This window comes from Roseomonas marmotae (assembly GCF_017654485.1).
Classification (GTDB): Bacteria; Pseudomonadota; Alphaproteobacteria; order Acetobacterales; family Acetobacteraceae; genus Pseudoroseomonas; species Pseudoroseomonas marmotae.
The window spans coordinates 2,796,036-2,818,483 of the sequence record NZ_CP061091.1 but is presented as its reverse complement, the minus strand read 5'-3'; the positions used below and the strand labels follow the sequence as shown (position 1 = coordinate 2,818,483).

Here is a 22,448-nt window from a genome sequence, read left to right as displayed (position 1 = left end):
GGCGCCGCCGATCCGGCGCCCTTTCCCTTCCTTTACGCTAGCCAGAGGCGGCCTCGCTGCAGCGAGGCCGCAAAGGATTGCCCATGCGCATTGCCATCGTCCAGGTCTCGCACGAGACCAACACCTTCTCCAGCGAACTGACCGACCAGGCCGCCTTCAGCATCCGGTCCTGGATCGAGGGGGCGGAGATCCTCCGCCGCCATCGTGGGGTGCGGGACTACATTGGTGGCATGATCGACGAGGCGGAGGCCCTTGGCGGCATCGAGCTGTTGCCGACCTTCGCGGCCATCACCAGCCCCTCCGGCTATATCCGTGCCGAGACCTGGTCCGAGATCAAGCGCAGGGTGCTGGCAGGACTGAAGGCGGTCGCGCCCGTCGATGCCATCTGCCTCGAACTCCATGGCGCGGGGATCGCTGAGAGCACCGGCGATATCGAAGGCGACCTGCTGCGGACACTGCGGCTGGAATTCGGCGCCGCCCTGCCAATCGCCGCGACACTGGACCTGCACGGCAACATCACCGAACGGATGATCGACAACGCGGACATGCTGTTCGGCGTCAAGGAATATCCGCACATCGATATGTATGACCGGGGTCGGGACGCCATCCGCAACCTGGATCTGATGGTACGTGGCGTGTTGAAGCCCAGCATGGCCCTGACGCGGCTGCCGATGGTCATCCCGACCACCACCACCTTCCATGGCCCACTGAAGGCGGTGAATGCCCGCTGCGCGGAATGGGAGGCAAAGCCCGGCATCGTCCACTGCGCGGCCTATCACGGCTTCCCTTATGGAGATTCACCCGCCACCTGCGTCTCCGTCATTGCCATCGCTGACAATGATGAGGCCCTGGCGCAGCAGGCCACGCGGGACGTCGCCGATTTCATCTGGAACCAGCGCGATGCCTTCGCAGTGTCCCTGCCTGGCGCCGCCGAAGGCTTGGAGACGGCCCTGGCCTGCCCGGAGTCACCGGTCATCGTCAACGAGACCTCCGACAATCCTGGCGCGGGCGCCCCGGGCGACGGCACCTGGCTGCTGGCCGAGATGTTGCGCCGGAACGTCGCGGGCACCTGCTTCGCCCATCTGGCGGATGCCGAGGTGGTGGCCGCCGCTCACCAGGCCGGTGAGGGTGCCCGCATCCGGGTCCGGCTCGGTGGCAAGGTGGACGCGCTGCACGGCGCGCCACTGGATGTCGAGGCTGAAGTCGTGATGAACACCCGCTGCCGCTTCATCGCCAGCACTCCGATGGGCAAGGGTGGCGAGCGGGACTATGGCCTGTCCACGCGGCTCCGCATCGGCAATGTCGACGTCATCGTGACGGAGCTGAAGTCGCAGTTGCTGGATGATGAAATGCTCAAGCTGCACGGCATGCCGATGGATCGCTACAAGGTCATCGCCATCAAGTCGAGCCAGCACTTCCGCGCCTTCTTCGAGACGGCCGCAGCGCGTATCGTGACGGTGGATACGCCGGGCATCTCCACCTTCAACTTCGACAACTTCACCTTCAGGACGTCCGTGAAGTATCTCTATCCACTGGCGCACTGAAGCGCCTTCGAGCCGTTCTACCACCTCCCCGGCCGGGCAAGACGGGAAGCGCGTCAAGCTCAGTGGGAGCTGCGGTGCTGGCATCGCGGGGAGGGCCGTCCAGGCCTCCCCGAGTAGTTTGGATGCGGGAATTGGATCGGCGTGGCAGCGGATGCTGCCGTGGCCCGATATTCCCGCATCTGATCATCGGCGCGGTCACTGGCGTCGGTCCTAGCCAGGACTCCCCGGACTTCACGCCCGCCCTGCGGCAAGCCGCGGCCATCATAGCTTTGGACACGGTGCTGGCTGATGCAGGGCATGACGCCGAGCACAACCATCGCCTCTGCCGGGACGAACTCGACATCAAACGCAGCATCATCGCCCTGAACCGCCGCAACTTCGGGCGGCGCTGGCCAAAGACGCTCCAGAGGGGAACCCTCCACAAGCACTTTTCCCGCGCTCATTATCACCAGCGTTGGCACATCGAGAGCGGGTTCAGCTAACATAAACGCCGCCCCGCCGCCGGCTCACCGCGCTTTCATTAAGGTCCGCAAGGCGCGGAGCGGGCGCGTGACACGCCAGGAGGTTGAAGCCCGCAGGGCCGCCACTTCGGCCTCTGCTGCCTCTGCGCGTAACCGTTGCCGCGCCTCTTTCGGCGTCTCCGTCATCGCCTCAAGGCTGGGTGCGTTCATGCCTGGCTTGAGGCGCAAGAGGAGGTCCGAGACGGATCTATGCACAAGCACGTTGTCGTGGACGAAGGCAACGGAATCCGTCACTGGAACCGTCGTTCCGTCACGCTCGATGCTCATCGCATCGAAGTTGACGCGGAGGGCTTCGGCGAAGGCGAGGGGGCTGAAGCTATGAGCGACCCGCAGCAGCCAGGAATTAAACTCCATCAGGACCGGCGGGCGGAACCGCTCCAGGAATCGAGGGCCGCCAGCCAGGGCACGGGGCTCGAAACCCTCGATATCCATTTTCACGAAGTCGACGCGCTCGACCTTCGCAGTGTCGAAGAGGTAATCATCAAGGGTAACCACTGGCACTATCAGCGTGGTGTCAGGTGGTGCGAGGTGCTCGTCCGTAATGGCGTGAGAGCCGACCCCGGAGTCGAAAAACCGTACCTCCCCCGGGGCGTCTCCCACGGCCAAATTAACGACCGTGCAATTCGTGATGCCGTTCTCTACGAGTGTCGCGCGGATCAGCGCCGCCATTCTTGGCACCGCCTCGAAGGCATAAACGTGCCCATCCGGGCAAAGCAGCGAGAGCAGGACGGCCGTGAGACCGATATTGGCCCCGATATCGAGGCAAACGCCGTCTCTCGGCACGTTGGCGCGGACATATGGCTCGAGCCCCGGAAGGTCGAGATAAAACTCCTGCAGGCGCCGGAAATAATCCTCTTCCGGATCTCCATGAAAACGGATGGTTCTTCCTGCCATCTGCACTTCGGCGATACCGCCACTCATCAAGCCGGGCAGTTCATCAGGCATGGCGAGGCTTCTCTCACTTGTGCACATTCATTACGATAGGCGAGCAACAGCGCCAGCGGTAGTCTGATAAGCTGTGACTGGCGTGTTCAACCGGCCGACGGCCGGTAGTTGCCGCAATCAGCCGCCAGCGCCGCTGTCGACCGTCACCCATTGCCTTGAACAACCGGATCAAGCTGTGCATCTGTGACGGTCGTGCGGGCGCATGTCGATTTAACGGCGGCCTTGGACGCCGCTGGCTACGCGAGAGCGGCTGGGGCTCACAGCCGCCCTCATTGAGGTCTCGCACCCTCGCGCCGAATGCAGGGCTTGGCACACGAAGCGGTTCAGCGGCCTCGATCTGCAATCCCAGGAGGGGCGTTTAGCCAAGCTGGCGCTGCTGGCCATTGAAGGCGCGCTCCTCCTAAGCGCTTTCGGTTTGATGGTTTCAATGACGAGGAGTGGAGCGGCGTTCAGGAAGGCCTGCACGCGCTCCTCGACGGCACGCTCTGAGCGAGGCGGGTTGATGGGATGGGGTTATCTTGTGCCGGCGGGCCTGTTGGCCTCAAGCTGGCCCAACTGCTTGCAACCCGCTGGCCTGGCATTGCGATCGCTGCCGCCGTCATGGCGCAGCTCCAGATCCCGATTGGGACAGCTTACGCGGTCTGGACCGGCATTGGAGCGGCCGGCACCCACTCCGCTGCCATTGAAGCACCCCAGGAGAGATCAGGCCGGTCGTAAAACGACTGGTGGTTGTGGAAGAGCAAGACTAACCTCTGTGTCACCAAGAATGGCTCAGGAGCAAGCCGCCGATGGCGCAGGATAAGACGGCCAATCTGACGCCGCTGCTGCTGAATGATGAGATGCTGGACCTGGTGACCGGCGGGCTGAGCAGGGCCGGGGCCAGTATCGAATCCATTGAAGCCGCCGGGCCGTCTCCGCCTTTGGCCATTGACGCCGCTTCCGATAGCGATGCCACTGCTGCCGCGGACGCTCTGGGGACGCCGCAGTCCGGCGGTGCCTCCACGCTGTATGATATCCAAGACTTCATGGCGCAGTTCCAGACGCTTGCGCAGGAGTGCCGGAACGCGGCCAGGGAGGCTCGGGAGGCAGAGCTGCGGACGCAGGTGGACGCCTTGCGGGCTGCTGCCGATGAGATAAAGAATGCCGCGCAGCAGCGGTTCGAAGCAGCCTTGGTGAGCGGCGCGATGCAGATAGCCGGTGGCGCCATGGTCTCGGGAAGCGGGTTGCAGGCGAGGGGGGAACATCCTCCGTCCGAGGGACTTCTGGCCGGGGCAGACCGCTTGGCCGACGGGCCCGCCATGGGCCTGCCCGCAAGCATAAGCGGTAGCGTCATACGGACGGCAGGGCGCAAGGATAGCTGAGTATGATGCGCCGGGGTCTGTGGCCAATGCCGGGGCCACTGATACCGCCGTCCCGAACACCGACGACATCATGCAGCGGATGACGGACGTGATCCGCGAAACCCCCGCTAAGCTTGATGCAGTTGAGCAGTCGCGCGCCGTCCAGTGCGTGACGGACTGATCGCGAGTGCCGCGCACAGGCCATCCCCGGCTTGCGCCGGCCTCATCGCCGCTGCTTCGCCGGAAGGCCGGCCCGCGCTCAGTTCCTGCCAGAGCTCAGCCAGGACAGCGCCTTCGCAGCGGCGCCCTCAGGTAGATAATGCCCGCCCTCGAACTCCTCGTAGCGCAGCGGATAGCCACCCTGGCGCAGACGCGCCACCAGCGGCCTGCTGCAACGGTCAATCGGTAAAACGTTATCATTCAGGCCATGCGAGACGAAGATGCGCGGGCGGCCATGGAAGGCAGGCGCCGCGATGAAGCCGGGCGAAAAGGCCAGTACCCAGCGGAACAATGCCCCGTTCACCAGGCCGAGGGAGAGGGCATAGGAGGCGCCGTCCGAAAAGCCGCCGATGGCCAGCCGCCCTGGGTCCACCGCGATGGTGGCGAAGGTCCTGCGGAGCGCGGCATCCAGAAAGGCCACATCCGGCCCCAGCCCGCCCAGCACGACATCCCAAGTCGGCCCGCGAGACTCCGGCAGCAGAAGCGCCACGCCCGCCTGCCGCGCCTGCGGCTCCAGCAGCCGCAGCATGCCCGCCGCATTGCCCCCGGCGCCGTGCAGCAGGACCAGCAGCGGCATCGGGGCCTCGGTGCCCGCCGGAATCATCAGCAGCCCGTCGCGCTCGCGCCCCTGGCCGCTTCCCATGCCCAGGGGGTGCAGGCCCGGCCCCGGCGTTTTGGACGGCGGCATTCCGGGCCGCGCCCAGATCAATCCCTGCCGCGCCGCAAGCGACAGTTCTCCCACCCCGCCCCCGGTTTCTTCCATGACGGCACCTTTCCCCAACCGCCATATAACGCCTGCCACAGGCACGAATTCTTCAGTTTGTCACAGGGTTGTCGGAAAGGTGGTCATCCTGACCGCTGAGGAAGGGGCCAGCCCCGGGCCGCCTAGCTGGCGACCCGGCCGAAGATCGCGCGCATCAGGGCATAGAGCGTGCCACCGGCCAGGAAGCCGACGATGGTGCCGTTGATCCGCACGAATTGCAGGTCCCGGCCGACACGCAGCTCGATCTTGTCCACCACCGTGGCCGTGTCCCAGTTTCCCACCACCTGGGCGATGAAGCCGGAGATCCGGTCCTGCGCCCGGGGCAGCATGCCGCGCAGCATCCGCTCCACCAACCCGTTCACGCGTGCCCGGGCGCTTTCATCCTGCTCCAGCAGCCTGCCCAGATTGCTCAGCAGGCCGGAAAGCAGCGTCACGGTCCGCCCGTCAGCCCGCGCGGCGTCGGCGGCCAGGGAGTTCTTCAGCCGGTCCCAGACATCCATCAGCCAGGCATTCACGGTCGGATGCGCCATGGCCTCCCGCATCGCCCGGCCGATGGTGGCGGCGCGCTCCGGGTCGTTCTCCAGCTTGTCGATCTCGGTCAGCAGCCAGGCCTCGAAGGCGGCGCGGATCTCGCTGTCGTCGGGCTCGATCTTTTCCAGCTCCTGGTTCAGCGAACCCAGCACGCGACGCGCCACGGCGGCACCGGCGAGCCAGCCCACCAGCGCGCCGCCTTCCGTCCGCACGCGGGCCTGGATGGCCTCGCGCAGGCTCTCCTCCTTGCTGGCCAGAAGCAGGCGCACCTGTTGCAGTGCCAGCCCGAAGACCTCCTGGTGCTGCCCGCCGGCCATCAGCGTCCGCAGCAGCCGCGCCAGCATCCGCGCCGCCGCGGGGCCGGAGACGATGCGGGGCAGGATTCGCACCAGCAGCCGCCGTGCCCGCCCATCCTCCAGGGAGAGCAGCAGGCGCGGCAGGCTGGAGGCCAGGGCCTCGGCCGCCGGGCGGGTGGTGGCCGGGTCCTCCAGCAGGCGGCGCAGGATGGCGGCCACGTCGATTCGGGCGAGCACCCGGCTGACCTCGGCCTCGGTAAAGACGTGGTTCGCCACGAAACGGCCCAGGCCGCGCCCCAGCCGCTCCTTCTGCTGCGGGATGATGGCGGTATGGGGGATGGGCAGGCCCAGCGGGTGGCGGAACAACGCCGTAACCGCGAACCAGTCCGCCAGCCCGCCTACCAGCCCGGCCTTGGAGGCCGCCTGCAACAGGTCGGTGGCATAGCCCGGCGGCAGCCAATAGGCGCCCAGCATCAGCGCGGCCATCAGCACCAGCAATCCGCCGGCAAAGGCGCGGTAGCGGCGGAGGTTGCGCCGCAGCGCGACCTCCGGGTCCTGTGGGTGGGCGGGGGGAGGGGGCGGGGGGGTGGCATCCATCGCCTGGGAGGCTAGCGGCAAATTCATACCCCAGAAACCGCGCGGGCCCGTCCCCCGTTGCCCTGTTACTCATCGCCGCACGGAGAGCAGGGATGTGGCGGATCATGCTTGCACCGGGCCGATGTGATGTTATGACATAACAGAGATGAGCCCGACCCGACCCTTCCTGCCGCAAGACCCGCTGGCGCTGGCCGCCGGCACCGGCGCGCGCCTGGTGCTGGCCATGCTGCTGCTGGCGCTGCTCTGGGGCGGCGTGTTCTGGGCGCTCGGCGCATGATGGACATCCGGCTGGACAACCTGACGCTGAGCCACGGGCGCCGCCCGGCGGTGCATCACGTCTCCGGCCATTTCGCGCCAGGCAGCCTGACGGCCATCGTCGGCCCCAATGGCGCCGGCAAATCCACCCTGCTGCGCGCCATTGCCGGGCTGCACCGCCCGGATGGGGGGCGGCTGCTGGCGCCGCGTGACTCCATGGCCCTGCTGCCACAGGCGGCGGCGGTCGACCGCAGCTTTCCGATCTCCTGTCTCGATGTGGTGCAGCTGGGTCATTGGTCCCGTGCCGGCGCCTTCCGCGCCATCCGCCCGGCCGAGCGCGCCCGTGCGCTGGAGGCCCTGGCCGCGGTCGGGCTGGAAGGTTTTGCGGGCCGCCCGATCGGCAGCCTCTCTGTCGGGCAGTTCCAGCGCGTGCTCTTCGCCCGGCTGCTGGTGCAGGACGCGCCGGTCATCCTGCTGGATGAGCCGTTCAACGCCCTCGATGCCCGCACCATCACCGACCTGCTGGGCCTGGTGCGCCGCTGGCACGGGGAAGGCCGCACCGTCATCGCCGTGCTGCACGACCTGGACATGGTGCAGCGGGAATTCCCGCAGACGCTGCTCCTGGCCCGCGAGGCCATCGCCTGGGGACCGACGCCTGAGGCGCTCTCCCCCGGCAACCGCCTGCGCGCGCGCATGATGGCCGAGGCCTGGATGGACGAAGCCGGAACCTGCACGCGCGACGCAGCGTGATGTGGCTGGCTGATCTGCTCTGGGGCCCCTTCGTCGAGTTCGGCTTCCTGCGCCGGGCGATGGTGGGCTGCCTCGCGCTCTCCCTCGCCGCGCCGCCGCTGGGCGTCTTCCTGATGCTGCGGCGCATGAGCCTGACGGCCGACGTGCTGGCCCACGGCATCCTGCCCGGCATCGCCGCCGGCTTCCTGGTGGCGGGGCTCTCCGTCACGGCCATGTCCATCGGTGGCCTGGTTGCCGGGCTGGTGGTGGCGCTGGGTGCCGGCGCCATCTCCCGCGCCACGGGGGGGCGGGAGGATGCGGCCCTGGCCGCGCTCTATCTGGTGGCGCTGGCGCTCGGCGTGACCCTGATCTCGACCCGCGCCGGCTCGGTGGAACTGTCACACCTGCTGTTCGGCAGCGTGCTGGGGGTGGATGACCCCGCACTCTTCATGATGGCGGGCGTCTCCAGCGTGACGCTGCTGGCGTTGGCCTTCGCCTGGCGGCCGCTGGTAGTGGAATGCTTCGACCCCTCCTTCGCCGCCGCGGCGGGGGTTCGGGGCGGGGTCTGGCACATGCTCTTCCTCGGCCTGGTGGTCCTGAACGTGCTGGCCGCCTTCCAGGCGCTGGGCACGCTGATGGCAGTGGGGCTGATGATGCTGCCGGCCGTGGCCGCCAGGCACTGGGGCCGCAGCGTCGGCGGCATGGCCTATGCGGCGGTGGGGATCGCGCTGCTCTCCAGCGTGGCGGGGCTGCTGCTCTCCTATCATCTGGACCTGCCCAGCGGCCCGGCCATCGTGCTGGTGGCGGGTGCTGCCTGGGTCTTCTCGCTGCTGGCGGGGCCGGTGGACGGGCTGCTTGCGCGCTGGCGGAGACGGGCGCATCTGGCTGGATGAAGGGCGACGTCCCGCCGCCCGCACACCAGGGATTCCCGCATGGAACAGCGCGCATTAGGCAAGACCGGCTTCTCGGTCGCGCCACTCTGCTTTGGTGGCAATGTCTTCGGCTGGACGGTGGATGAGGCACAGTCCTTCAAGCTGCTGGACGCCTTCGTGGCGGGCGGCGGCAACTTCATCGATACCGCCGATGTCTATTCGCAGTGGAAGCCCGGCAACCAGGGCGGCGAATCGGAGACCATCATCGGCAACTGGCTCGCCGCGCGCGGTGGCCGCGACAAGGTGGTGATCGCCACCAAGACCGGCGCCGAGCTGACGAATGGCGGCAAGGGCCTGAATCGCCAACGCGTGCTGCGGCAGGTCGAGGCCTCGCTGAAGCGCCTGCGTACCGACCATATCGACCTCTACTACTCCCACCGGGACGATACCGAGACCCCGATGGAAGAGGTGCTGGAGACCTACGACTCGCTGATCAGGGCGGGCAAGGTGCGGGCCATCGGCGCCTCCAACTTCACGGCCGCGCGGCTGGAGGAGGCGCTCACCACCGCCGATACCACGGGCATGCCGCGCTACTCGGTGCTGCAGCCGCTCTACAACCTCTATGACCGGGAGTTCGAGGGCGCGCTGCAGGATCTCTGCGTGACGGAGGGCGTGGCCGTCGCGCCCTACTACACGCTGGCCGCCGGCTTCCTCACCGGCAAATACCGCAGCGAGGCCGACCTCTCGAAGAGCCCGCGCGGCGCCAAGATCGGCGCTACCTACCTGAACCCCCGCGGGCTGAAGCTGCTGGCGGCGATGGACCAGGTGGCGGCGCGGCTCAACGTGAAGCCCTCCCAGGTGGCGGTGGCCTGGCTGGCGGCGCGGCCCGCCGTGGTGGCGCCGATCGCCAGCGCCACCTCGCTGGCGCAGCTGGAGGAGCTGCTCGCCGCCGTGCGGCTGAAGCTGGACGCCGATGCCATGGCCACGCTGGACGCCGCCGGCGCCTGAGGCATTGCGCGGGGCAGGGGCGTGGCGTCATGTTGCGCCGCACCCTGCCCCGAGGCCCCCATGCCCGCTGCCCTGCACGCCCTGGAAGACAGCCTCCGCCGGCAGCTGGAGTATCTGGACTATCCCGCGCATGACTGGGTGCCTCCCGCCGCCGATGGCGTGCTGGATGTCGCCATCATCGGTGGCGGGCAGACCGGACTGGCCACGGCCTTCGCCCTGCGGCGGCAGAAAGTGGCCAATACCGCTGTCTTCGACCGCGCCCCGCCCGGTGGCACCGGGGTCTGGACCACCTTCGCGCGCATGCGGACCCTGCGGACGCCCAAGCATGTCACGGGGCCCGATCTCGGCATCCCCGCCCTGACGCCGCGCGCCTTTTTCGAGGCGCGGGATGGCGAGGAGGCCTGGGCCCGCCTGCACAAGATTGGCCGGCAGGATTGGCAGCATTACCTGGACTGGTATGCGAGCGTGCTGGATTTGCCGCTGCGCCACCAGCATGAACTGACGCGCATCGAGGGCGAGGGCGCGCTGCTGCGCCTGCATTTCGCCACGCCGGAAGGCGAGGTGGTGCTGCGCGCCCGCCGCCTCGTGCTGGCCACGGGCATGGACGGTTCCGGCGCCTGGGTCACGCCCCCGCCCTTCGACGCCCTGCCGGCGGAAAAGGTGCTGCATACGGCGCAGGAGATCGATTTCGCGGCGCTGGCCGGCAAGCGGCTGCTGGTGGTGGGCGCGGGCGCCTCGGCCTTCGACAATCTGGCCACGGCCCTGGAAGCCGGCGCCGCGGGGGCGAGGATGCTGGTGCGGCGCGCCCGCATGCCGCGCATCAACCCCTTCCGCTGGATGGAGCAGGCGGGTTTCCTGGGGCAGCACCATGGCCTGCCGGATCTGCTGAAGTGGCGCTTCATCCGCCACATCTTCGAGTTGAACCAGCCGCCGCCACAGGAAAGCTGGGACCGCGTGGCGCAGGACCCGCGCTTCTCCATCACCATGGGCGCGCCAGTGCAGGGCGCGCGCTTGGCGGGGGATGAGGTGGAACTGGATACCCCGCGCGGCAGCTTCCGCGCCGATGCGGTGATCCTCGGCACCGGCAGCACCTTCGACCTGGGGCTGCGGCCGGAACTGGCACCCTTCGCTTCCAGTATCCGCCTCTGGGGCGATGCCTTCACGCCGCCACCGGGGGAGGAGAGCGCGCTTTGCGCCGCCTCGCCCTATCTGTCCGATGATTTCTCCTTCCAGGAGAAGGAGCCAGGCAGGATGCCCTGGCTCTCCCGCATCCACTGCATCACCTATGCGGCGACGCTTTCCATGGGCCTCTCGGGCGCCAGCATCAGCGGCATGAAATACGGCGTGCCACGCCTCGCCGACGGCATCTGCCGTGCGCTGTGGCGGGAGGATGCGGAGAAGCATCTGGCGGCCCTGCGCGCCTATGACGTGCGGGAACTGACCTCCCTGATCCCCGGGGAGCTGGCGGAGGAATCCATCCGGTGAGCAAGCCTTCCGCCCTGACCACCCATGTGCTGGACACCGCCGCCGGCGTCCCCGCCGCCGGGGTGGCGGTGGAACTCTGGCGCATGCTGCCTGAGCCGGTGCGGGTGACGCGCGCCATCACCAATGCCGATGGCCGCACCGACGCGCCGCTGCTCTCGCCAGCGGATTTCGTCCCCGGGCGCTACGAGCTGCGCTTCGCCATCGGCGCCTATTTCCGCGCGCGCGGGCAGGCCACTGGTTTCCTGGACGTGGTGGCGCTGAATGTCGGGCTGGAGGAAGGGCAGGGGCACTACCACGTGCCGCTGCTCTGCTCCCCCTGGTCCTATTCGACCTATCGCGGCTCGTAGGGCGAGGGGTCGTTCAGTTCCGGCGGCGGGTCCGCCGTCGGGTCACGGGCGATCAGCCCGGCATCATTCTCGCTGAACTTGCCAACACGGGCGGGAACGGGCCAGCAGGCCAGTTCCTCCGGTGGGCTGGGCTGCAGGAAATCCTGCAATTCCTCGGGCGAGGCCTCCTCCTCCCCCAGCCAGGCGGGCCAGAGCTCGGGCGGCAGGATCACGGGCATGCGGTGATGCACCAGCGCCTGCTTCGCATTGGCCTCGGTGGTGATGATGGAGAAGGTGCGCAGCCATTGCCCGTCCGGCTGCTGCCAGCCTTCCCAGATGCCTGCCAGCGCCATGGGCTCGCCCGAGGCCAGGGCCACGGCATAGGGCTGCTTCCGCGCCCCTTCCTGCCGCCACTCATAGAAGCCATCCGCCGGCACCAGGCATCGCCGCTTGGCGAAGGCATCGCGGAAGGAGGGCTTCTCGGCGATGCCTTCCGCCCGCGCATTCATCAGTTTGGCGGCGCCGGACGTATCCTTGGCCCAGCGCGGCACCAGCCCCCAGCGCAGCACGCCCAGATGCCTGGCGCCGTCCAGCGGATTGCGCCGGACCACCAGGGAATCCTGCGTCGGCGCGACATTGTAGGACGCCGGATGGTTGGGCAGCGCGCCCTGCGTCTCGAAGTAGGTCGCCAACCCCGCCGGGTCGCGTTGCAGGAAGAAGCGACCGCACATCGGCTCAGTCCACGATGAAAAGGGTGCAGCCGGTCTCGGTAACGGAGCGATGCGCCGCGTCGCCAAAATCCGAGACCATGTAGCTCATCCCCGCCGTCAGCTCATGCCGGCGCCCGTCCTTCAACTCGCTGACCAGCGCGCCGGAGACGACGTGGATGATATGCCCCCGGTCACACCAGTGGTCCGCCACATAGCCCGGCGAGTATTCCACCAGCCGCACGCGGATGTCGCCGATCATGCGGGTCCGCCACAGCGCGAAGCCGGATTCGCCCGGGTGGCGCGTGGGCTCCACCGCCGTCCAGTCGACGGCGGTGAAGGGAAGGGCCGGGATCTTCACCGCGGCAGCAGCCGCTCGGCCAGCGTCGCGAAGTAGCTGGCGCCGATGGGAAGGATCTCGTCGTTGAAGTCGTATCTGGGGTGGTGCACCTGCGGGTCGGTCCCGCTCCGGCCGCCGCCCAGCATCAGATAGGAGCCGGGCTTCTCGTTCAGCATGAAGCTGAAATCCTCTCCGCCCATGGTCGGCTTTTCCATGAAGACGACACGGGATTCGCCCACCACGGCCGCCGCCGCCTGCTTGGCCAGCTCGGTCGAGGCCTCCTCATTCACCGTCGCCGGATAGAGGCGGGTGAAGGTGACATCGGCCCCGGCGCCGAAAGCGGTGGCGATGCCGGTGGCGAGGTCGCGCACCTTCTGCTCCAGCAGGTCGCCGATCTCGGGCTTGAACCAGCGCGCGGTGCCCTGCATCAGCACCGTCTCCGGGATGACGTTGTGGGTATGGCCGCCCTTGATATGGCCGATGGTGACGACGCCGGATTCCAGCGGCTCCACATTCCGGGCCACGATGCTCTGGAAGGCTGAGACGATCTGCGAGGCGATGACGATGGGGTCGTTGCCATTATTCGGCATGGCGCCATGCGCGCCCTTGCCGGTGATGGTGATGTCGATATTGCCAACCGCCGCCATCACGGGCCCGACGCGCCAGAGGAACTCGCCCGCCTTGTGGCCGGGCCAGTTGTGGATGCCGAAGACGCGGTCCATCGGGAAGCGCTGGAAGATGCCTTCCTCCACCATCACCCGGCCGCCGCCGAAATTCTCCTCGGCCGGCTGGAACAGCAGATAGACCGTGCCGGCGAAGTTGCGCGTCTCGGCCAGGTAGCGGGCGGCGCCCAGCAGCATGGTGGTATGGCCGTCATGGCCGCAGGCATGCATCTTGCCCGGCGTCAGGGAGGCATAGGGGACGCCGGATTCCTCCAGGATCGGCAGCGCGTCCATGTCCGCGCGAAGGCCGATGGCGCCGCCGGGGGCGCTGCCGCGGATGACGCCGACCACGCCGGTCTTGGCGATGCCGGTGATGACCTCATCCACCCCGAATTCCCGCAGCTTGTCGGCCACGATGCCACTGGTCCGCACTTCCTCGAAGGCCAGCTCGGGGTGCTGGTGGAAGTCGCGGCGCCAGCCGGTCATCTCGTCATGGAAGTCGGCGATACGGTTCAATACGGGCATGAAGGCCATCCTGCGGAACGGTTGGTCACATGGTTGGAGCGGCGCCGGCAGACTGGCAAGGGGTGGCGGTGACAAACTGTCGCAATGGCTTCCAGCACGGCCAGGCCCGGGCCATCTGTTGACCGATGATCCGCCGCCTCCTGCTGACCCTGCTGCTTCTGGCGCCCCTGGCCCTGGTAGGGGGCTATCTGGGCGGCGTGCTGCGCCTGCCGCCTGAATGGGACCCTCGCGCGCCGCTGGATTTCCGCGCCGAGCCCAACCTGATGACCCGGTGGAAGCTGGCGCGGATCAAGATACAGCCGGAAGCCTGCTTCGCCGCCTTCGCGGCTTCCGGCCTCAGCCCGCAGCGGCTGCCGGACCGGGAGGCGGCGGAGGGCTGCCCGCTGGTGGATACCATGCGGCTGGAAGGGGAGAGCGCGGTGCTCAGCCCCGCCCGCCCGGTGGTGACCTGCCCGGTGGCGGCCGCCTGGCTGATGTTCGAGCGCCATGCCCTTCAGCCGGCGGCGCGGGCGCATTTCGACAGCCACGTCACGGGCGTGCGGCACCTCGGCAGCTTCGCCTGCCGCAATGTCTATGGCCGCGCCGCCGGGCGCCGCAGCCAGCATGCCAGCGCCAATGCCATCGACATCGCCGGCTTCACCCTGGCCAATGGACGGGAGGTGCGATTGCCCCGGGACTGGGGTGGGGAGGACGCCCCCGCCGCCTTCCTGCGGGATGTGCGGGATGGCGCCTGCCGCTTCTTCGGCGCCGTGCTGGGGCCGGAGTACAACGCCGCGCACCGGGACCATTTCCACATGGAGCAGGGGCGGTGGCGGCGGTGCAGTTAAGTGGCGCCGGCTTCGGCGTCCAGATTGCCGGCATCCCGCTGGCTGCCCGGATGTCAGCAGGATGCGCCGGCGCTGAGAGCGCCCTTCCCGATGGATGAACCTGCCCATTGGAGGTCCAGGCTACGGGGGCAGGTTGATGTCCTGCGGCCAACGTCAGGTAATGGTGACGTTGTCACGTTTCAGGTTTGGGCAGGCTTTGGAATCTGGGTGAATAGACCCGTCTTGACGTGTTTCTCCATGTCCGGCGGATATGTGAGGAAAAATTTCATGACTCGTCGGACCTCATCTCCGGAGGGTTTTGGTCCTCCCAGAACGGTTGCCCTCGTAACGATGGAACCGATCTCCCATATCTCATTTGCCCGAGCTCTCAGTGCTTCAGGATCCTCCTTTTGCGTTGGACACATGACCGGATTTTTGTAGGCGCCCAGAATATCCATCTCGAAGCCGGATATCACGGTTTCAAGAATATTTTTCTTTAAATCGTCTATTGACTGCACATCCGCTCCATTTAGCGGGGTATTTTTATTGTCTTCCAAATATATATTTATGATAGAGGCAGCTAAATCATGAGCTTCCTTATTGATGCGCGAAGGATCTTTAATTTCGATATTGCCAAAATTTCTCAAATCTTCAAGATTTTTAATCTTTTCAATCCGCTTTATAACTGATTCGCTTGAAGCATTGATGGTGCTGTTTTCCCAGCTGCTTCCAGCCCAAAGATTGTTTGGATTGCTGTTCATGGCATACGCGGCCATGAGCAGAGCGCGTTCCGGGTCCCTTTTTTGTATTCGGATTGGTTCGTCAAGTATATTCCTTTTTTCGCCGGTCGTAGGATCGAATGATTTCCTTATATGGTCCGGTAAACCTTCCAGATCTTTTTTTAATTCGTCTATTGTGTATTTATTTTCAAGGCCGTCATTTGGATCCATCAAATTACTGTTTATAAAAGAACGGATGTTATGCCATGCAATAACATGACGGCGAGCCTGGCTTGGTTTTATCTCGACGTATCTCTGCGTCTCTTCGGCGAAATCAGGCCGTCCAGACAGGGCATTGTTTCTTATCTGTAAGTCGCCCATGCCACTGGGGCCATTAGGGCGTTTTCCCTTGCAGCCCTTATCAATCCATTGAATTGTATCAAATAACGCTTTAAATGCGCCAGATTTTAGTATTTTGGTGTCGTTTATAAGACCTTGCAGCTGAATTTTTATTTCCGGAGTCTCGTCAGATCGGACCATTATGTCAGTATGCTCTCCGGGGATTTCATCCAGAGCTTTTTTTGCGCCTTCGAAGAGAATTTTGAAATCGTCATCCCAACGTCCATCCCAACCTTCGGACGCTTCCGCTTTTGCTTTATAGATGTGCAAACTACTCTCGATACTTTCGAAAATCGTCTCATTTGAATAATAAATGTTATTGCCCTTGTTGCGCTTCGAGGCACGCAGGACGGTGTCAACCTTTTCTGATTCCTTATGCTTGCGCTTTGCTGGCATTTTGTACCTCGTCGAGTAACTGCTTCAGCGTTGTGCTCAGCAGGCTGTGGCTGGAAAATTCAATATCGATTTCGTTCATGACCTCTTCCGCCTCGCTCAGGCCACTGGCATCCAAGACTTCCTGATAGCCGCTGATGATTTGAGCGACCGCCTGCAACCGCATGGCGTCAGGCTGATTCCCGGCGGCGCCGATGGCGTCATGCAGGGCGCGGCCGAATTGAGGAATGCGATCAGCATAGCCGTGCACCACTTTCTCGACCTGCGTGAAGCGAGGGTCCTGCTGCACTTCGTCAAGCCCGAGGAAGGCCTGGATGCCCGCGGCAACATTCTCCTCCGCCTCCGTCAGCGCCTTGTCCCAGCGGGGGATGAACGTGTGGAGTGGCACCGCTTTGTCGGAGGCAGCGGTACCGCGGCCAGGTATTCGGATCCCGGCCACCTGCTGTAGCCACTCAAGAGCCGCTACCCTGTCTTCTGTCATGCGGCTTGCCCCATTGGCAGATTTTGCGGTCTGTCTCCCGCCATTTTTGTGAGTTCCTTATGGCGTCGGGCATTCTTGCTGACTGGTGGCATCCGATGCGCGTTCGGTGCCGCCCCTCCCGCGGGGCTGGAGGAGGAGCTATCCCGGGGTCTTGCCATCGGACTGCGGTGCATCTTAGGGATCACAGGGCGACACATGAGGCGAGGCTTTCCCACCCGAAGCACGGCCCCCTGCAAGTCGATGCTGAGGCAACCGGCCCGCTGCGGGTTCCTTGTGGCGATCCCCTGCGGGAGCGGGTCCGGTATGGGTGCTGCCGGGCAGGCTCCCGCGGCCCCGGGTGCGGTGGGCGGCACCCGAGCGATTTCTCACCTCGCCGGGAACCCTGACTGGGCCTGCCTTTCCGGATAACCGGATCTGGCAGCAGGCACCCTTCCGGTGCCCGCCAGTTGGCCTCAAACATACCGCTGTATCTCCACACCATGATCAGGCTGGCTCACCTCGCTGCCGATGCCTTCTTGAATGCAGAGGAGTTTGCCGTTTCAGCCGGCGATGCGGTTATGCGGTTTTGGTATAGTGAAGCGAGTGCCAGGAGGATGGCTGATCCGCCGCCGCCCCCTGCTGCCCGGTCACTCGCGCCTTCCCCGCCAGACAGGGCCTCACCCGCCGTTCACCTTTCGGGGCAGCGGCAGCGCCGCCACCCGCGCGGCGGCTTCCCGGCTGCTCATGCCTCTGTCAGAATATGGATCGCGCGGTTGGCGGTCAGGTCGCGCGAGGCCTCCCCATAGGCCACCATATGCGGCGCGACGGCATGGGCCTTCAGCGCCTCCGGGCTGGCCCATTTCTCGACGACCACGAAGGTATCCGACCCCAGCGGCGCCTGCGCCCCGCCGAAGCCCGGGGCGTCGATGACGGGGGCGTATTCGATGCAGCCATCCTCGGCCCGCACGGCCGGGACATTGGCGCGGAAGAGCTTCAGCAGCGCCTCCCGCTGGCCGGGCTTCGCGGTGATGACGGCGATGACATGGATCACGGTCTGTCCTTTCCGGGGAGGGTTCAGGCGGCCTGACGCGCCTGGGCGGCGCCGCGCACCAGGTCTGCCGCCTTCTCGCCGATCATGATGCAGGCGGCATTGGTATTGCCGGAGACGACGGTCGGCATGATGGAGGCATCCGCCACCCGCAGCCCCTCGATACCCCGCACGCGCAGTTCGGGGTCCACCACCGCGCCGGCATCGCCGCCCATGCGGCAGGTGCTGGTGGGGTGGAAGATGGTGGTGCCGGCGCGGCGGGCATGGGCCAGCAGCCCTTCGTCACCCTGGCATTCCGGCCCGGGGAAGTATTCGGCCGAGATCCATTCGCGCAGCGCCCTGGTCTCCGCCACGCGGCGGATCAGCTTCAGCCCCTCCACCATGCAGCGGCGGTCCAGCTCGGTGCTCATGTAGTTGGCGCGGATCACAGCCGGCAGCGCGGGATCGGGCCCCGAAAGGGTGATGGTGCCGCGGCTTTCCGGCCGAAGCTGGCAGGTGCTGATGGTGAAGCCGGAGAAGGCATGCAGCCCGCCGCCAGGTTTGTCGGCCGAGAAGGGGATGAAGTGGAACTGCGTGTCCGGGGAGGCGCTCTCCGGCAGCACGCGGGCAAACAGGCCCGCCACCCCGGCGCTGATGGTCAGCGGCCCCGTGCGCCGGAAGGCGAATTGCGCGCCGATGCCGAGGCGGCCGATCAGGCTGGCCATATGGTCGTTCAGCGTGACCTTCCGGCTGCAACGGAAGACCATGCGCGCCTGGAAATGGTCCTGCAGGTTGCGCCCGACCTGCGGCAGGTCGTGCTGGGACGTGATGCCCTGGTCCCGCAACTCCTCTGCCGGCCCGATGCCGGAGAGCATCAGCAGGCGCGGGGAGGCGATGGCGCCGCCGCAAAGGATCACCTCCCGCGCCGCGCGGATGCTGCGTGGCACGCCAGCGTGGCGGAAGGCGACGCCGGTGGCGCGGCGGCCCTCCAGCAGGACGCGCTCGGCCGCCGCATCCGTCACCACCACCAGGTTCCGCCGCCTGCGCGCCGGGCGCAGATAGGCGGTGGCGGCGCTGCACCGCCAGCCGCCGCGTGCCGTTACCTGGAAGGGGCCGACGCCTTCCTGGCTGGCGCCGTTGAAGTCGTCGTTCCGCGGCAGGCCGATCTCCTGCCCGGCGGCGATGAAGGCATCGGTCAGCGGGCTCCGCAGCCCGAGGTCGCTGACCGCCAGCGGCCCGCCGGTGCCGTGGTATGCGTCGCCGCCGCGCTGCTGGTCCTCCCCCCGCCGGAAATAGGGCAGCACGTCGGCGAAGGACCAGCCGGTACAGCCAAGCTGCCGCCAATGGTCGAAATCCTCCTGCTGGCCGCGCACATAAAGCAGCCCGTTGATGGCGGAGGACCCGCCCAGCACCCGCCCGCGTGGCCAGGCGATCCGGCGCCCTTCCAGTTCAGGCTCCGGTTCTGTCATCAGATTCCAGGAGAGGGTGGGGTGGTACATGGTCTTGGCATAGCCGATCGGCACATGCAGCCACGGGTTCATGGCCTTGCCACCGGCCTCCAGCAGTACCACGCGCACCGAGGGATCCTCGGACAGCCGTGCCGCCAGGGCGCAGCCGGCCGAGCCGGCGCCAACGACCACGTAATCCGCGCTCTCGGGAAGGTTGCCCATATCCCTGCTTCCTCCACCTTGTATCGTTGATGGAAGCCTAAGCCCATCCGCCGCGCCGCGCCTAGCCGGCCTTCGAGCGGTATGTGCCTGTCCCTGGCCCATCACCCAGGAAAAGCGCCTGACCCCATGGAGGACGCTTCGACGGGAATCCGGCCCAGGTGCCCTGATCGACGCTGGCGGGGCCAGAAGCGTGGTCAGGCGGTGGACGGCCATACAGAGTCCAACGCCTGTGCGGTCGAATTTCGATTTCCCGGCGAGGTGCGCGCATGTCTGGATGACGTGTCTGCGCAAGAGGCTCCATATCCACACTCAATGTCGCTGTGCCGCTGTTCTACTGGTTATACATGGGCCTTGAGCTGAAGGCCGCGGCTAGCCGCCTCTATCTGCTCGATGCCTGTCTGCAGGAGTTGGCGCTGCGCTGACGGCCCGCCGCGAGTCCGCATCAGCCCCGAACTTGTCCTGCGATTGCGGGGACAGATCTGTGGATCACCAAATGGACAGGATGTGCGGGCAGCGGATGCTGCAGGACCAGGGCAGCCGAGCCGTGCCTATGCCGGAAGCACGCCAACCCGTAGCACCGTCGGGCGGGTTGGCGCGGTTCATGAAGGTTCCAAATAGCGGAATGGCCCTGCGACGGGGCGGTTGCCGGACGCCCGCACGAGGCATTGCCCGATCCCTGTCGCATCCATCATCCAGAGAAGTCCGGCGGCCTGTCCAGCTTGGATCTGTGCGGCATGCTTGCCTCGATTTCCGGCGAGGTAGATAGTTTTGCCATCAAAACGCCGGGCAGAACCGGCATCCGATGGAGGGAGGACCGAATGGCTGAGATCCGCCGCAGGCTCGCCGTCAGAGCCGGGCTGTTGTTCGGGTTGTTGCTGGTGCTTGGTACACCGCAAGCCCGTGCCGCCAGCTACCCGGAGCCGAAGCAAGGCGAGTGGATCGCCAGGGACTTCCGCTTCCACACCGGGGAGGTGATGCCGGAACTGCGCCTCGCCTATACCACGATCGGCGAGCCAACCGGCCAGCCGGTACTGGTGCTGCACGGCACCGCCGGCTCTGCTGCCAGCGTGTTAACGGCTCCCTTCGCTGAGCCGCTGTTCGGGCCGGGTGGCGCGCTGGATGCGCAAAAGTACTTCATCATTATTCCCGATTCGATTGGCGCCGGCCGCTCCTCCAAACCATCCGACGGGCTGCGCGCCCGCTTTCCGGAGTACAACTATGAAGACATGGTGCTGGCACAATATCGGTTGGTGACCGAGGGCCTGCGGATTCCGCACCTCAGGCTGGTACTGGGTAATTCGATGGGAGGGATGCACGCCTGGCTCTGGGGCACGACCTATCCGCAGATGGCCGATGCGCTGGTCCCGATGGCGTCGCAGCCAACCGAGATGTCCAGCCGGAACTGGATGCTGCGCCGGATGATCATCGACGCCGTGCGCAAGGATCCGGAGTGGAAGGGCGGCGACTACACAACCCAGCCGCGCGCCGTGCAGGTGGCCAATGCCTTCTTCGGCATCGCCACCAGCGGCGGCACCCTGGCCTTTCAGGCGCAGGCACCGACGCGGGAGGCTGCTGACAAGTTGCTGGATGCCCGCCTGGCCACGCCCCTGTCGGGCGATGCCAACGACGTGATGTATCAATGGAACGCCTCGCGCGACTACAACCCGCAAGGCCTGGAACGCATCCAGGTGCCGGTGCTCGCGATCAACTCCGCCGATGATGAGCGTAACCCGCCCGAGACCGGATTGATGGAGCAGGCACTGGCAAAGATGCCGAGGGCGCGCCTGTACCTGATCCCGGCCAGTACCGAAACGCGGGGGCATGGCACCACCGGCTTCGCCCGCTTCTGGGCTGCCGAGTTGCAGCGGTTTCTGGCTGATCTTCCTGAACCGGGCGCCCGGTAGCCTGGCCGGAGATGCTGATCGCGCCGGGCACCTCCGCTTTTCGGTGCACGGCGCGATGCCAGCCGGGCCAATGACCCGCGCCGCCCTCAGCGCCGGCGGCGGCGGCCTGCCTGACGCTTGGCCTGAGCCTTAGGCTTTGCTTTCGCCGGAGTGATGAGAATTGGCTCGGCTGTAGGGATGCCCTCTATCCCGGCATAACGCTGGAGCGTCGCGCCGGCGGCGAGGTGCGGATAGGTCTGAGCGCCTGTCGGCCAGGTCCTCGCGAAGGCGGCTACCTCGGCATGATCCTGTCCGCGGATGGTCTGGACGAGGAAGGACGCCGCCTGCGCCGGCCGCAGCCGCTGCTGACGCAGCAGGTGAAGATGCCATTCGCGGGCGCGCAGGGGGCACCAATCCACCAGGGCTTCCTGCAAGGCGAGGCGTACCTCAGCCGGCAGTTCCTCGTACGCCCGGTAGGGGTCGCCTTTGAGCTTGCTGTAGGGCTTGGTCGCCATGCTGTTATCCATGGCCGTGTTCTACTGAAGGGGCGCCTGTGACGGTAGGCCCTCGGCGTCGCCGGCTGATGCTTATCGTGCCGATGAGCCTCTATGTTCGATTCCGGCTGCCCACCGCGCCTTGGCAGCGCACGCCGGGGTATCAATCCCCAGCGAAGGCATGGGCGGAAGCGGTCGCCGGTGTGACTTCGGCGCAGCTGGACCGATAAGACCTGAAGAACCAGCGGCCTGCGGCGCCGGACGCGAAAGCGATGTTCTGGGCTGAATGTCCGAGCGGCCGGAACAGGCTTCGGGAGCTGGTGGCATGGATGAGATGCTCCCATCCGGGCCTGTCCGCCGCGAGCAGGGCTGGTCAAGGAGCCGCCTCATCGGCGTTCGCCTGATTCAGCCTGTCCAACGCGGCAGGCTGCGAGGCTTGCTGCCCCGCCGCTTTCCTGATCGTTCTTGAAGAAGGGCTGGTTAGTTGACCCGCACTGGGGAGGGGGCACTGACCGCCTCGGCTGAAGCGGAGCCGCTGCCGCGGCCCTGCTCATACCGGATCACCGGCTGGCCGTCCTGGTTGTCCACGATGACAGCGATCCCGCTGCCCCAGCCTTGGCCGGTCTCACCACGATACGCGATGACGGGCTGGCCATTCTGGTTGTCGACGATCACCGGCGTGCCGTTGGAGATGCCGGCGACATGCGGCTGCGATGCCATGAACTGTTCAATATTGGTATCGCCGCCCTCGGCGAGTGCCACACCGGAGAAGGAGGCCAGCAGGGCGGCGGAAAGGAGGAGCTTGCGGAACATGATGGCGGGTCTTTCGGATCTGGTTAAGCGGCCTGTGCCGCTCTGTTGGAAAGCAATATGGATCTATCGTGCGCGACTGACCAATCGGTACAACGAATACCCAACATCAGGCAAAGTGA

The 22,448-nt window shown here is 66.2% G+C and carries 24 protein-coding genes and 1 pseudogene; 13 read left to right on the top strand and 12 right to left on the bottom strand.

Annotated elements, in window-relative coordinates; genetic code table 11:
* The first annotated feature begins 83 nt into the window (after positions 1 to 83).
* Positions 84 to 1,544 (top strand): M81 family metallopeptidase, encoded by a 1,461-nt coding sequence (locus tag IAI58_RS13305; protein WP_207445327.1) that lies wholly within the window; start codon positions 84 to 86, stop codon positions 1,542 to 1,544.
* Between the two features lie 122 nt (positions 1,545 to 1,666).
* Positions 1,667 to 2,026 carry a transposase gene (locus IAI58_RS13300; protein ID WP_207445328.1) on the top strand — a complete coding sequence of 120 codons (360 nt, stop codon included), beginning with the start codon at positions 1,667 to 1,669 and terminating at the stop codon, positions 2,024 to 2,026.
* 24 nt (positions 2,027 to 2,050) lie between these two features.
* On the opposite strand, the gene IAI58_RS13295 is transcribed toward IAI58_RS13300, so the two are convergent.
* Entirely contained in the window at positions 2,051 to 3,010 is a 960-nt protein-coding gene (locus IAI58_RS13295; protein ID WP_207445329.1) for an FkbM family methyltransferase, read from the bottom strand.
* Between the two features lie 232 nt (positions 3,011 to 3,242).
* Between IAI58_RS13295 and IAI58_RS23480 the strand changes: the two are divergent.
* The 3 genes and pseudogenes from IAI58_RS23480 to sctB form a co-directional block, all read left to right on the top strand.
* Positions 3,243 to 3,374, top strand: a pseudogene (locus tag IAI58_RS23480) (hypothetical protein); the annotation flags it as partial.
* Between the two features lie 143 nt (positions 3,375 to 3,517).
* The gene (locus IAI58_RS23390) at positions 3,518 to 3,727 is read left to right on the top strand and encodes an SMR family transporter (protein WP_336512699.1); all 210 of its coding nucleotides are present in this window, start codon (positions 3,518 to 3,520) and stop codon (positions 3,725 to 3,727) included.
* Positions 3,728 to 3,798: 71 nt separating this feature from the next.
* Entirely contained in the window at positions 3,799 to 4,371 is a 573-nt protein-coding gene (gene sctB, locus IAI58_RS13280) for a type III secretion system translocon subunit SctB (RefSeq protein WP_207445330.1), read from the top strand.
* A 238-nt stretch (positions 4,372 to 4,609) separates the two neighbouring features.
* Here the strand turns inward: sctB and IAI58_RS13275 are convergent, their stop codons facing one another.
* Both IAI58_RS13275 and IAI58_RS13270 read right to left on the bottom strand, forming a co-directional pair.
* Entirely contained in the window at positions 4,610 to 5,332 is a 723-nt protein-coding gene (locus tag IAI58_RS13275) for an alpha/beta hydrolase (RefSeq protein WP_207445331.1), read from the bottom strand.
* A gap of 122 nt (positions 5,333 to 5,454) precedes the next feature.
* Positions 5,455 to 6,783 (bottom strand): DUF445 domain-containing protein, encoded by a 1,329-nt coding sequence (locus tag IAI58_RS13270; protein WP_237182197.1) that lies wholly within the window; start codon positions 6,781 to 6,783, stop codon positions 5,455 to 5,457.
* Positions 6,784 to 6,901: 118 nt separating this feature from the next.
* Between IAI58_RS13270 and IAI58_RS23305 the strand changes: the two genes are divergently transcribed.
* Genes IAI58_RS23305 through uraH form a run of 6 tightly spaced genes read left to right on the top strand, consistent with a single transcriptional unit; the run spans position 6,902 to position 11,452 of the window.
* Positions 6,902 to 7,033 carry a hypothetical protein gene (locus tag IAI58_RS23305; RefSeq protein ID WP_272874751.1) on the top strand — a complete coding sequence of 44 codons (132 nt, stop codon included), beginning with the start codon at positions 6,902 to 6,904 and terminating at the stop codon, positions 7,031 to 7,033.
* On the top strand, positions 7,030 to 7,761 hold the full coding sequence (locus IAI58_RS13265) for a metal ABC transporter ATP-binding protein (protein ID WP_207445332.1): 732 nt from the start codon (positions 7,030 to 7,032) through the stop codon (positions 7,759 to 7,761). The genes IAI58_RS23305 and IAI58_RS13265 overlap by 4 nt, the downstream gene beginning before the upstream one ends.
* On the top strand, positions 7,761 to 8,633 hold the full coding sequence (locus IAI58_RS13260) for a metal ABC transporter permease (RefSeq protein WP_207445333.1): 873 nt from the start codon (positions 7,761 to 7,763) through the stop codon (positions 8,631 to 8,633). Before IAI58_RS13265 ends, IAI58_RS13260 begins: the two co-directional genes overlap by 1 nt.
* A gap of 39 nt (positions 8,634 to 8,672) precedes the next feature.
* Positions 8,673 to 9,620: an aldo/keto reductase gene (locus tag IAI58_RS13255; RefSeq protein WP_207445334.1), complete on the top strand. Its 948-nt coding sequence runs from the start codon at positions 8,673 to 8,675 to the stop codon at positions 9,618 to 9,620.
* Positions 9,621 to 9,680: 60 nt separating this feature from the next.
* Positions 9,681 to 11,105 carry an FAD-dependent oxidoreductase gene (locus IAI58_RS13250; RefSeq protein ID WP_207445335.1) on the top strand — a complete coding sequence of 475 codons (1,425 nt, stop codon included), beginning with the start codon at positions 9,681 to 9,683 and terminating at the stop codon, positions 11,103 to 11,105.
* Complete coding sequence (gene uraH / locus IAI58_RS13245; protein ID WP_207445336.1) at positions 11,102 to 11,452, top strand: hydroxyisourate hydrolase; 351 nt, start codon at positions 11,102 to 11,104, stop codon at positions 11,450 to 11,452. The genes IAI58_RS13250 and uraH overlap by 4 nt, the downstream gene beginning before the upstream one ends.
* Here uraH and IAI58_RS13240 read toward each other — a convergent pair.
* The 3 genes from IAI58_RS13240 to IAI58_RS13230 are packed head-to-tail and all read right to left on the bottom strand — an operon-like array spanning position 11,437 to position 13,665.
* A complete protein-coding gene (locus tag IAI58_RS13240) occupies positions 11,437 to 12,162 on the bottom strand; it encodes an SOS response-associated peptidase (RefSeq protein ID WP_207445337.1) in 726 nt (241 codons plus the stop codon). The genes uraH and IAI58_RS13240 overlap by 16 nt on opposite strands.
* A 4-nt stretch (positions 12,163 to 12,166) precedes the next feature.
* The gene (locus tag IAI58_RS13235; protein ID WP_207445338.1) at positions 12,167 to 12,499 is read right to left on the bottom strand and encodes a DHCW motif cupin fold protein; all 333 of its coding nucleotides are present in this window, start codon (positions 12,497 to 12,499) and stop codon (positions 12,167 to 12,169) included.
* Complete coding sequence (locus tag IAI58_RS13230) at positions 12,496 to 13,665, bottom strand: M20 aminoacylase family protein (protein ID WP_207445339.1); 1,170 nt, start codon at positions 13,663 to 13,665, stop codon at positions 12,496 to 12,498. Before IAI58_RS13230 ends, IAI58_RS13235 begins: the two co-directional genes overlap by 4 nt.
* A gap of 125 nt (positions 13,666 to 13,790) precedes the next feature.
* Between IAI58_RS13230 and IAI58_RS13225 the strand changes: the two genes are divergently transcribed.
* Positions 13,791 to 14,492 carry an extensin-like domain-containing protein gene (locus tag IAI58_RS13225; protein ID WP_207445340.1) on the top strand — a complete coding sequence of 234 codons (702 nt, stop codon included), beginning with the start codon at positions 13,791 to 13,793 and terminating at the stop codon, positions 14,490 to 14,492.
* A gap of 179 nt (positions 14,493 to 14,671) precedes the next feature.
* Here the strand turns inward: IAI58_RS13225 and IAI58_RS13220 are convergent, their stop codons facing one another.
* From IAI58_RS13220 to IAI58_RS13205, 4 genes are all read right to left on the bottom strand, one after another.
* Complete coding sequence (locus IAI58_RS13220; protein ID WP_207445341.1) at positions 14,672 to 15,985, bottom strand: hypothetical protein; 1,314 nt, start codon at positions 15,983 to 15,985, stop codon at positions 14,672 to 14,674.
* Positions 15,963 to 16,463 (bottom strand): hypothetical protein, encoded by a 501-nt coding sequence (locus tag IAI58_RS13215; protein WP_207445342.1) that lies wholly within the window; start codon positions 16,461 to 16,463, stop codon positions 15,963 to 15,965. The genes IAI58_RS13220 and IAI58_RS13215 overlap by 23 nt, the downstream gene beginning before the upstream one ends.
* Before the next feature lie 721 nt (positions 16,464 to 17,184).
* Positions 17,185 to 17,493: a putative quinol monooxygenase gene (locus IAI58_RS13210; protein WP_207445343.1), complete on the bottom strand. Its 309-nt coding sequence runs from the start codon at positions 17,491 to 17,493 to the stop codon at positions 17,185 to 17,187.
* Positions 17,494 to 17,516: 23 nt separating this feature from the next.
* Entirely contained in the window at positions 17,517 to 19,139 is a 1,623-nt protein-coding gene (locus IAI58_RS13205; RefSeq protein WP_207445344.1) for a GMC family oxidoreductase, read from the bottom strand.
* Between the two features lie 818 nt (positions 19,140 to 19,957).
* On the opposite strand from IAI58_RS13205, the gene IAI58_RS13200 reads away from it, so the two are divergent.
* Positions 19,958 to 21,043: an alpha/beta fold hydrolase gene (locus tag IAI58_RS13200; RefSeq protein ID WP_207445345.1), complete on the top strand. Its 1,086-nt coding sequence runs from the start codon at positions 19,958 to 19,960 to the stop codon at positions 21,041 to 21,043.
* Between the two features lie 86 nt (positions 21,044 to 21,129).
* On the opposite strand, the gene IAI58_RS13195 is transcribed toward IAI58_RS13200, so the two are convergent.
* Positions 21,130 to 21,537 carry a DUF6525 family protein gene (locus IAI58_RS13195; protein WP_207445346.1) on the bottom strand — a complete coding sequence of 136 codons (408 nt, stop codon included), beginning with the start codon at positions 21,535 to 21,537 and terminating at the stop codon, positions 21,130 to 21,132.
* Between the two features lie 459 nt (positions 21,538 to 21,996).
* Positions 21,997 to 22,329, bottom strand: coding sequence for a hypothetical protein (locus IAI58_RS13190; protein ID WP_207445347.1), 333 nt, complete (start codon positions 22,327 to 22,329; stop codon positions 21,997 to 21,999).
* Positions 22,330 to 22,448: the final 119 nt, after the last annotated feature.

Bases quoted from the DNA above. Each gene is read 5' to 3' on its own strand.
- IAI58_RS13305 (WP_207445327.1), top strand. From the start codon at position 84: ATGCGCATTGCCATCGTCCAGGTCTCGCACGAGACCAACACCTTCTCC.
- IAI58_RS13300 (WP_207445328.1), top strand. From the start codon at position 1,667: ATGCGGGAATTGGATCGGCGTGGCAGCGGATGCTGCCGTGGCCCGATA.
- IAI58_RS13295 (WP_207445329.1), bottom strand. From the start codon at position 3,010: ATGCCTGATGAACTGCCCGGCTTGATGAGTGGCGGTATCGCCGAAGTG.
- IAI58_RS23390 (WP_336512699.1), top strand. From the start codon at position 3,518: ATGGGGTTATCTTGTGCCGGCGGGCCTGTTGGCCTCAAGCTGGCCCAA.
- sctB (WP_207445330.1), top strand. From the start codon at position 3,799: ATGGCGCAGGATAAGACGGCCAATCTGACGCCGCTGCTGCTGAATGAT.
- IAI58_RS13275 (WP_207445331.1), bottom strand. From the start codon at position 5,332: ATGGAAGAAACCGGGGGCGGGGTGGGAGAACTGTCGCTTGCGGCGCGG.
- IAI58_RS13270 (WP_237182197.1), bottom strand. From the start codon at position 6,783: ATGAATTTGCCGCTAGCCTCCCAGGCGATGGATGCCACCCCCCCGCCC.
- IAI58_RS23305 (WP_272874751.1), top strand. From the start codon at position 6,902: ATGAGCCCGACCCGACCCTTCCTGCCGCAAGACCCGCTGGCGCTGGCC.
- IAI58_RS13265 (WP_207445332.1), top strand. From the start codon at position 7,030: ATGATGGACATCCGGCTGGACAACCTGACGCTGAGCCACGGGCGCCGC.
- IAI58_RS13260 (WP_207445333.1), top strand. From the start codon at position 7,761: ATGTGGCTGGCTGATCTGCTCTGGGGCCCCTTCGTCGAGTTCGGCTTC.
- IAI58_RS13255 (WP_207445334.1), top strand. From the start codon at position 8,673: ATGGAACAGCGCGCATTAGGCAAGACCGGCTTCTCGGTCGCGCCACTC.
- IAI58_RS13250 (WP_207445335.1), top strand. From the start codon at position 9,681: ATGCCCGCTGCCCTGCACGCCCTGGAAGACAGCCTCCGCCGGCAGCTG.
- IAI58_RS13240 (WP_207445337.1), bottom strand. From the start codon at position 12,162: ATGTGCGGTCGCTTCTTCCTGCAACGCGACCCGGCGGGGTTGGCGACC.
- IAI58_RS13230 (WP_207445339.1), bottom strand. From the start codon at position 13,665: ATGCCCGTATTGAACCGTATCGCCGACTTCCATGACGAGATGACCGGC.
- IAI58_RS13225 (WP_207445340.1), top strand. From the start codon at position 13,791: ATGATCCGCCGCCTCCTGCTGACCCTGCTGCTTCTGGCGCCCCTGGCC.
- IAI58_RS13220 (WP_207445341.1), bottom strand. From the start codon at position 15,985: ATGCCAGCAAAGCGCAAGCATAAGGAATCAGAAAAGGTTGACACCGTC.
- IAI58_RS13215 (WP_207445342.1), bottom strand. From the start codon at position 16,463: ATGACAGAAGACAGGGTAGCGGCTCTTGAGTGGCTACAGCAGGTGGCC.
- IAI58_RS13205 (WP_207445344.1), bottom strand. From the start codon at position 19,139: ATGGGCAACCTTCCCGAGAGCGCGGATTACGTGGTCGTTGGCGCCGGC.
- IAI58_RS13200 (WP_207445345.1), top strand. From the start codon at position 19,958: ATGGCTGAGATCCGCCGCAGGCTCGCCGTCAGAGCCGGGCTGTTGTTC.
- IAI58_RS13195 (WP_207445346.1), bottom strand. From the start codon at position 21,537: ATGGCGACCAAGCCCTACAGCAAGCTCAAAGGCGACCCCTACCGGGCG.
- IAI58_RS13190 (WP_207445347.1), bottom strand. From the start codon at position 22,329: ATGTTCCGCAAGCTCCTCCTTTCCGCCGCCCTGCTGGCCTCCTTCTCC.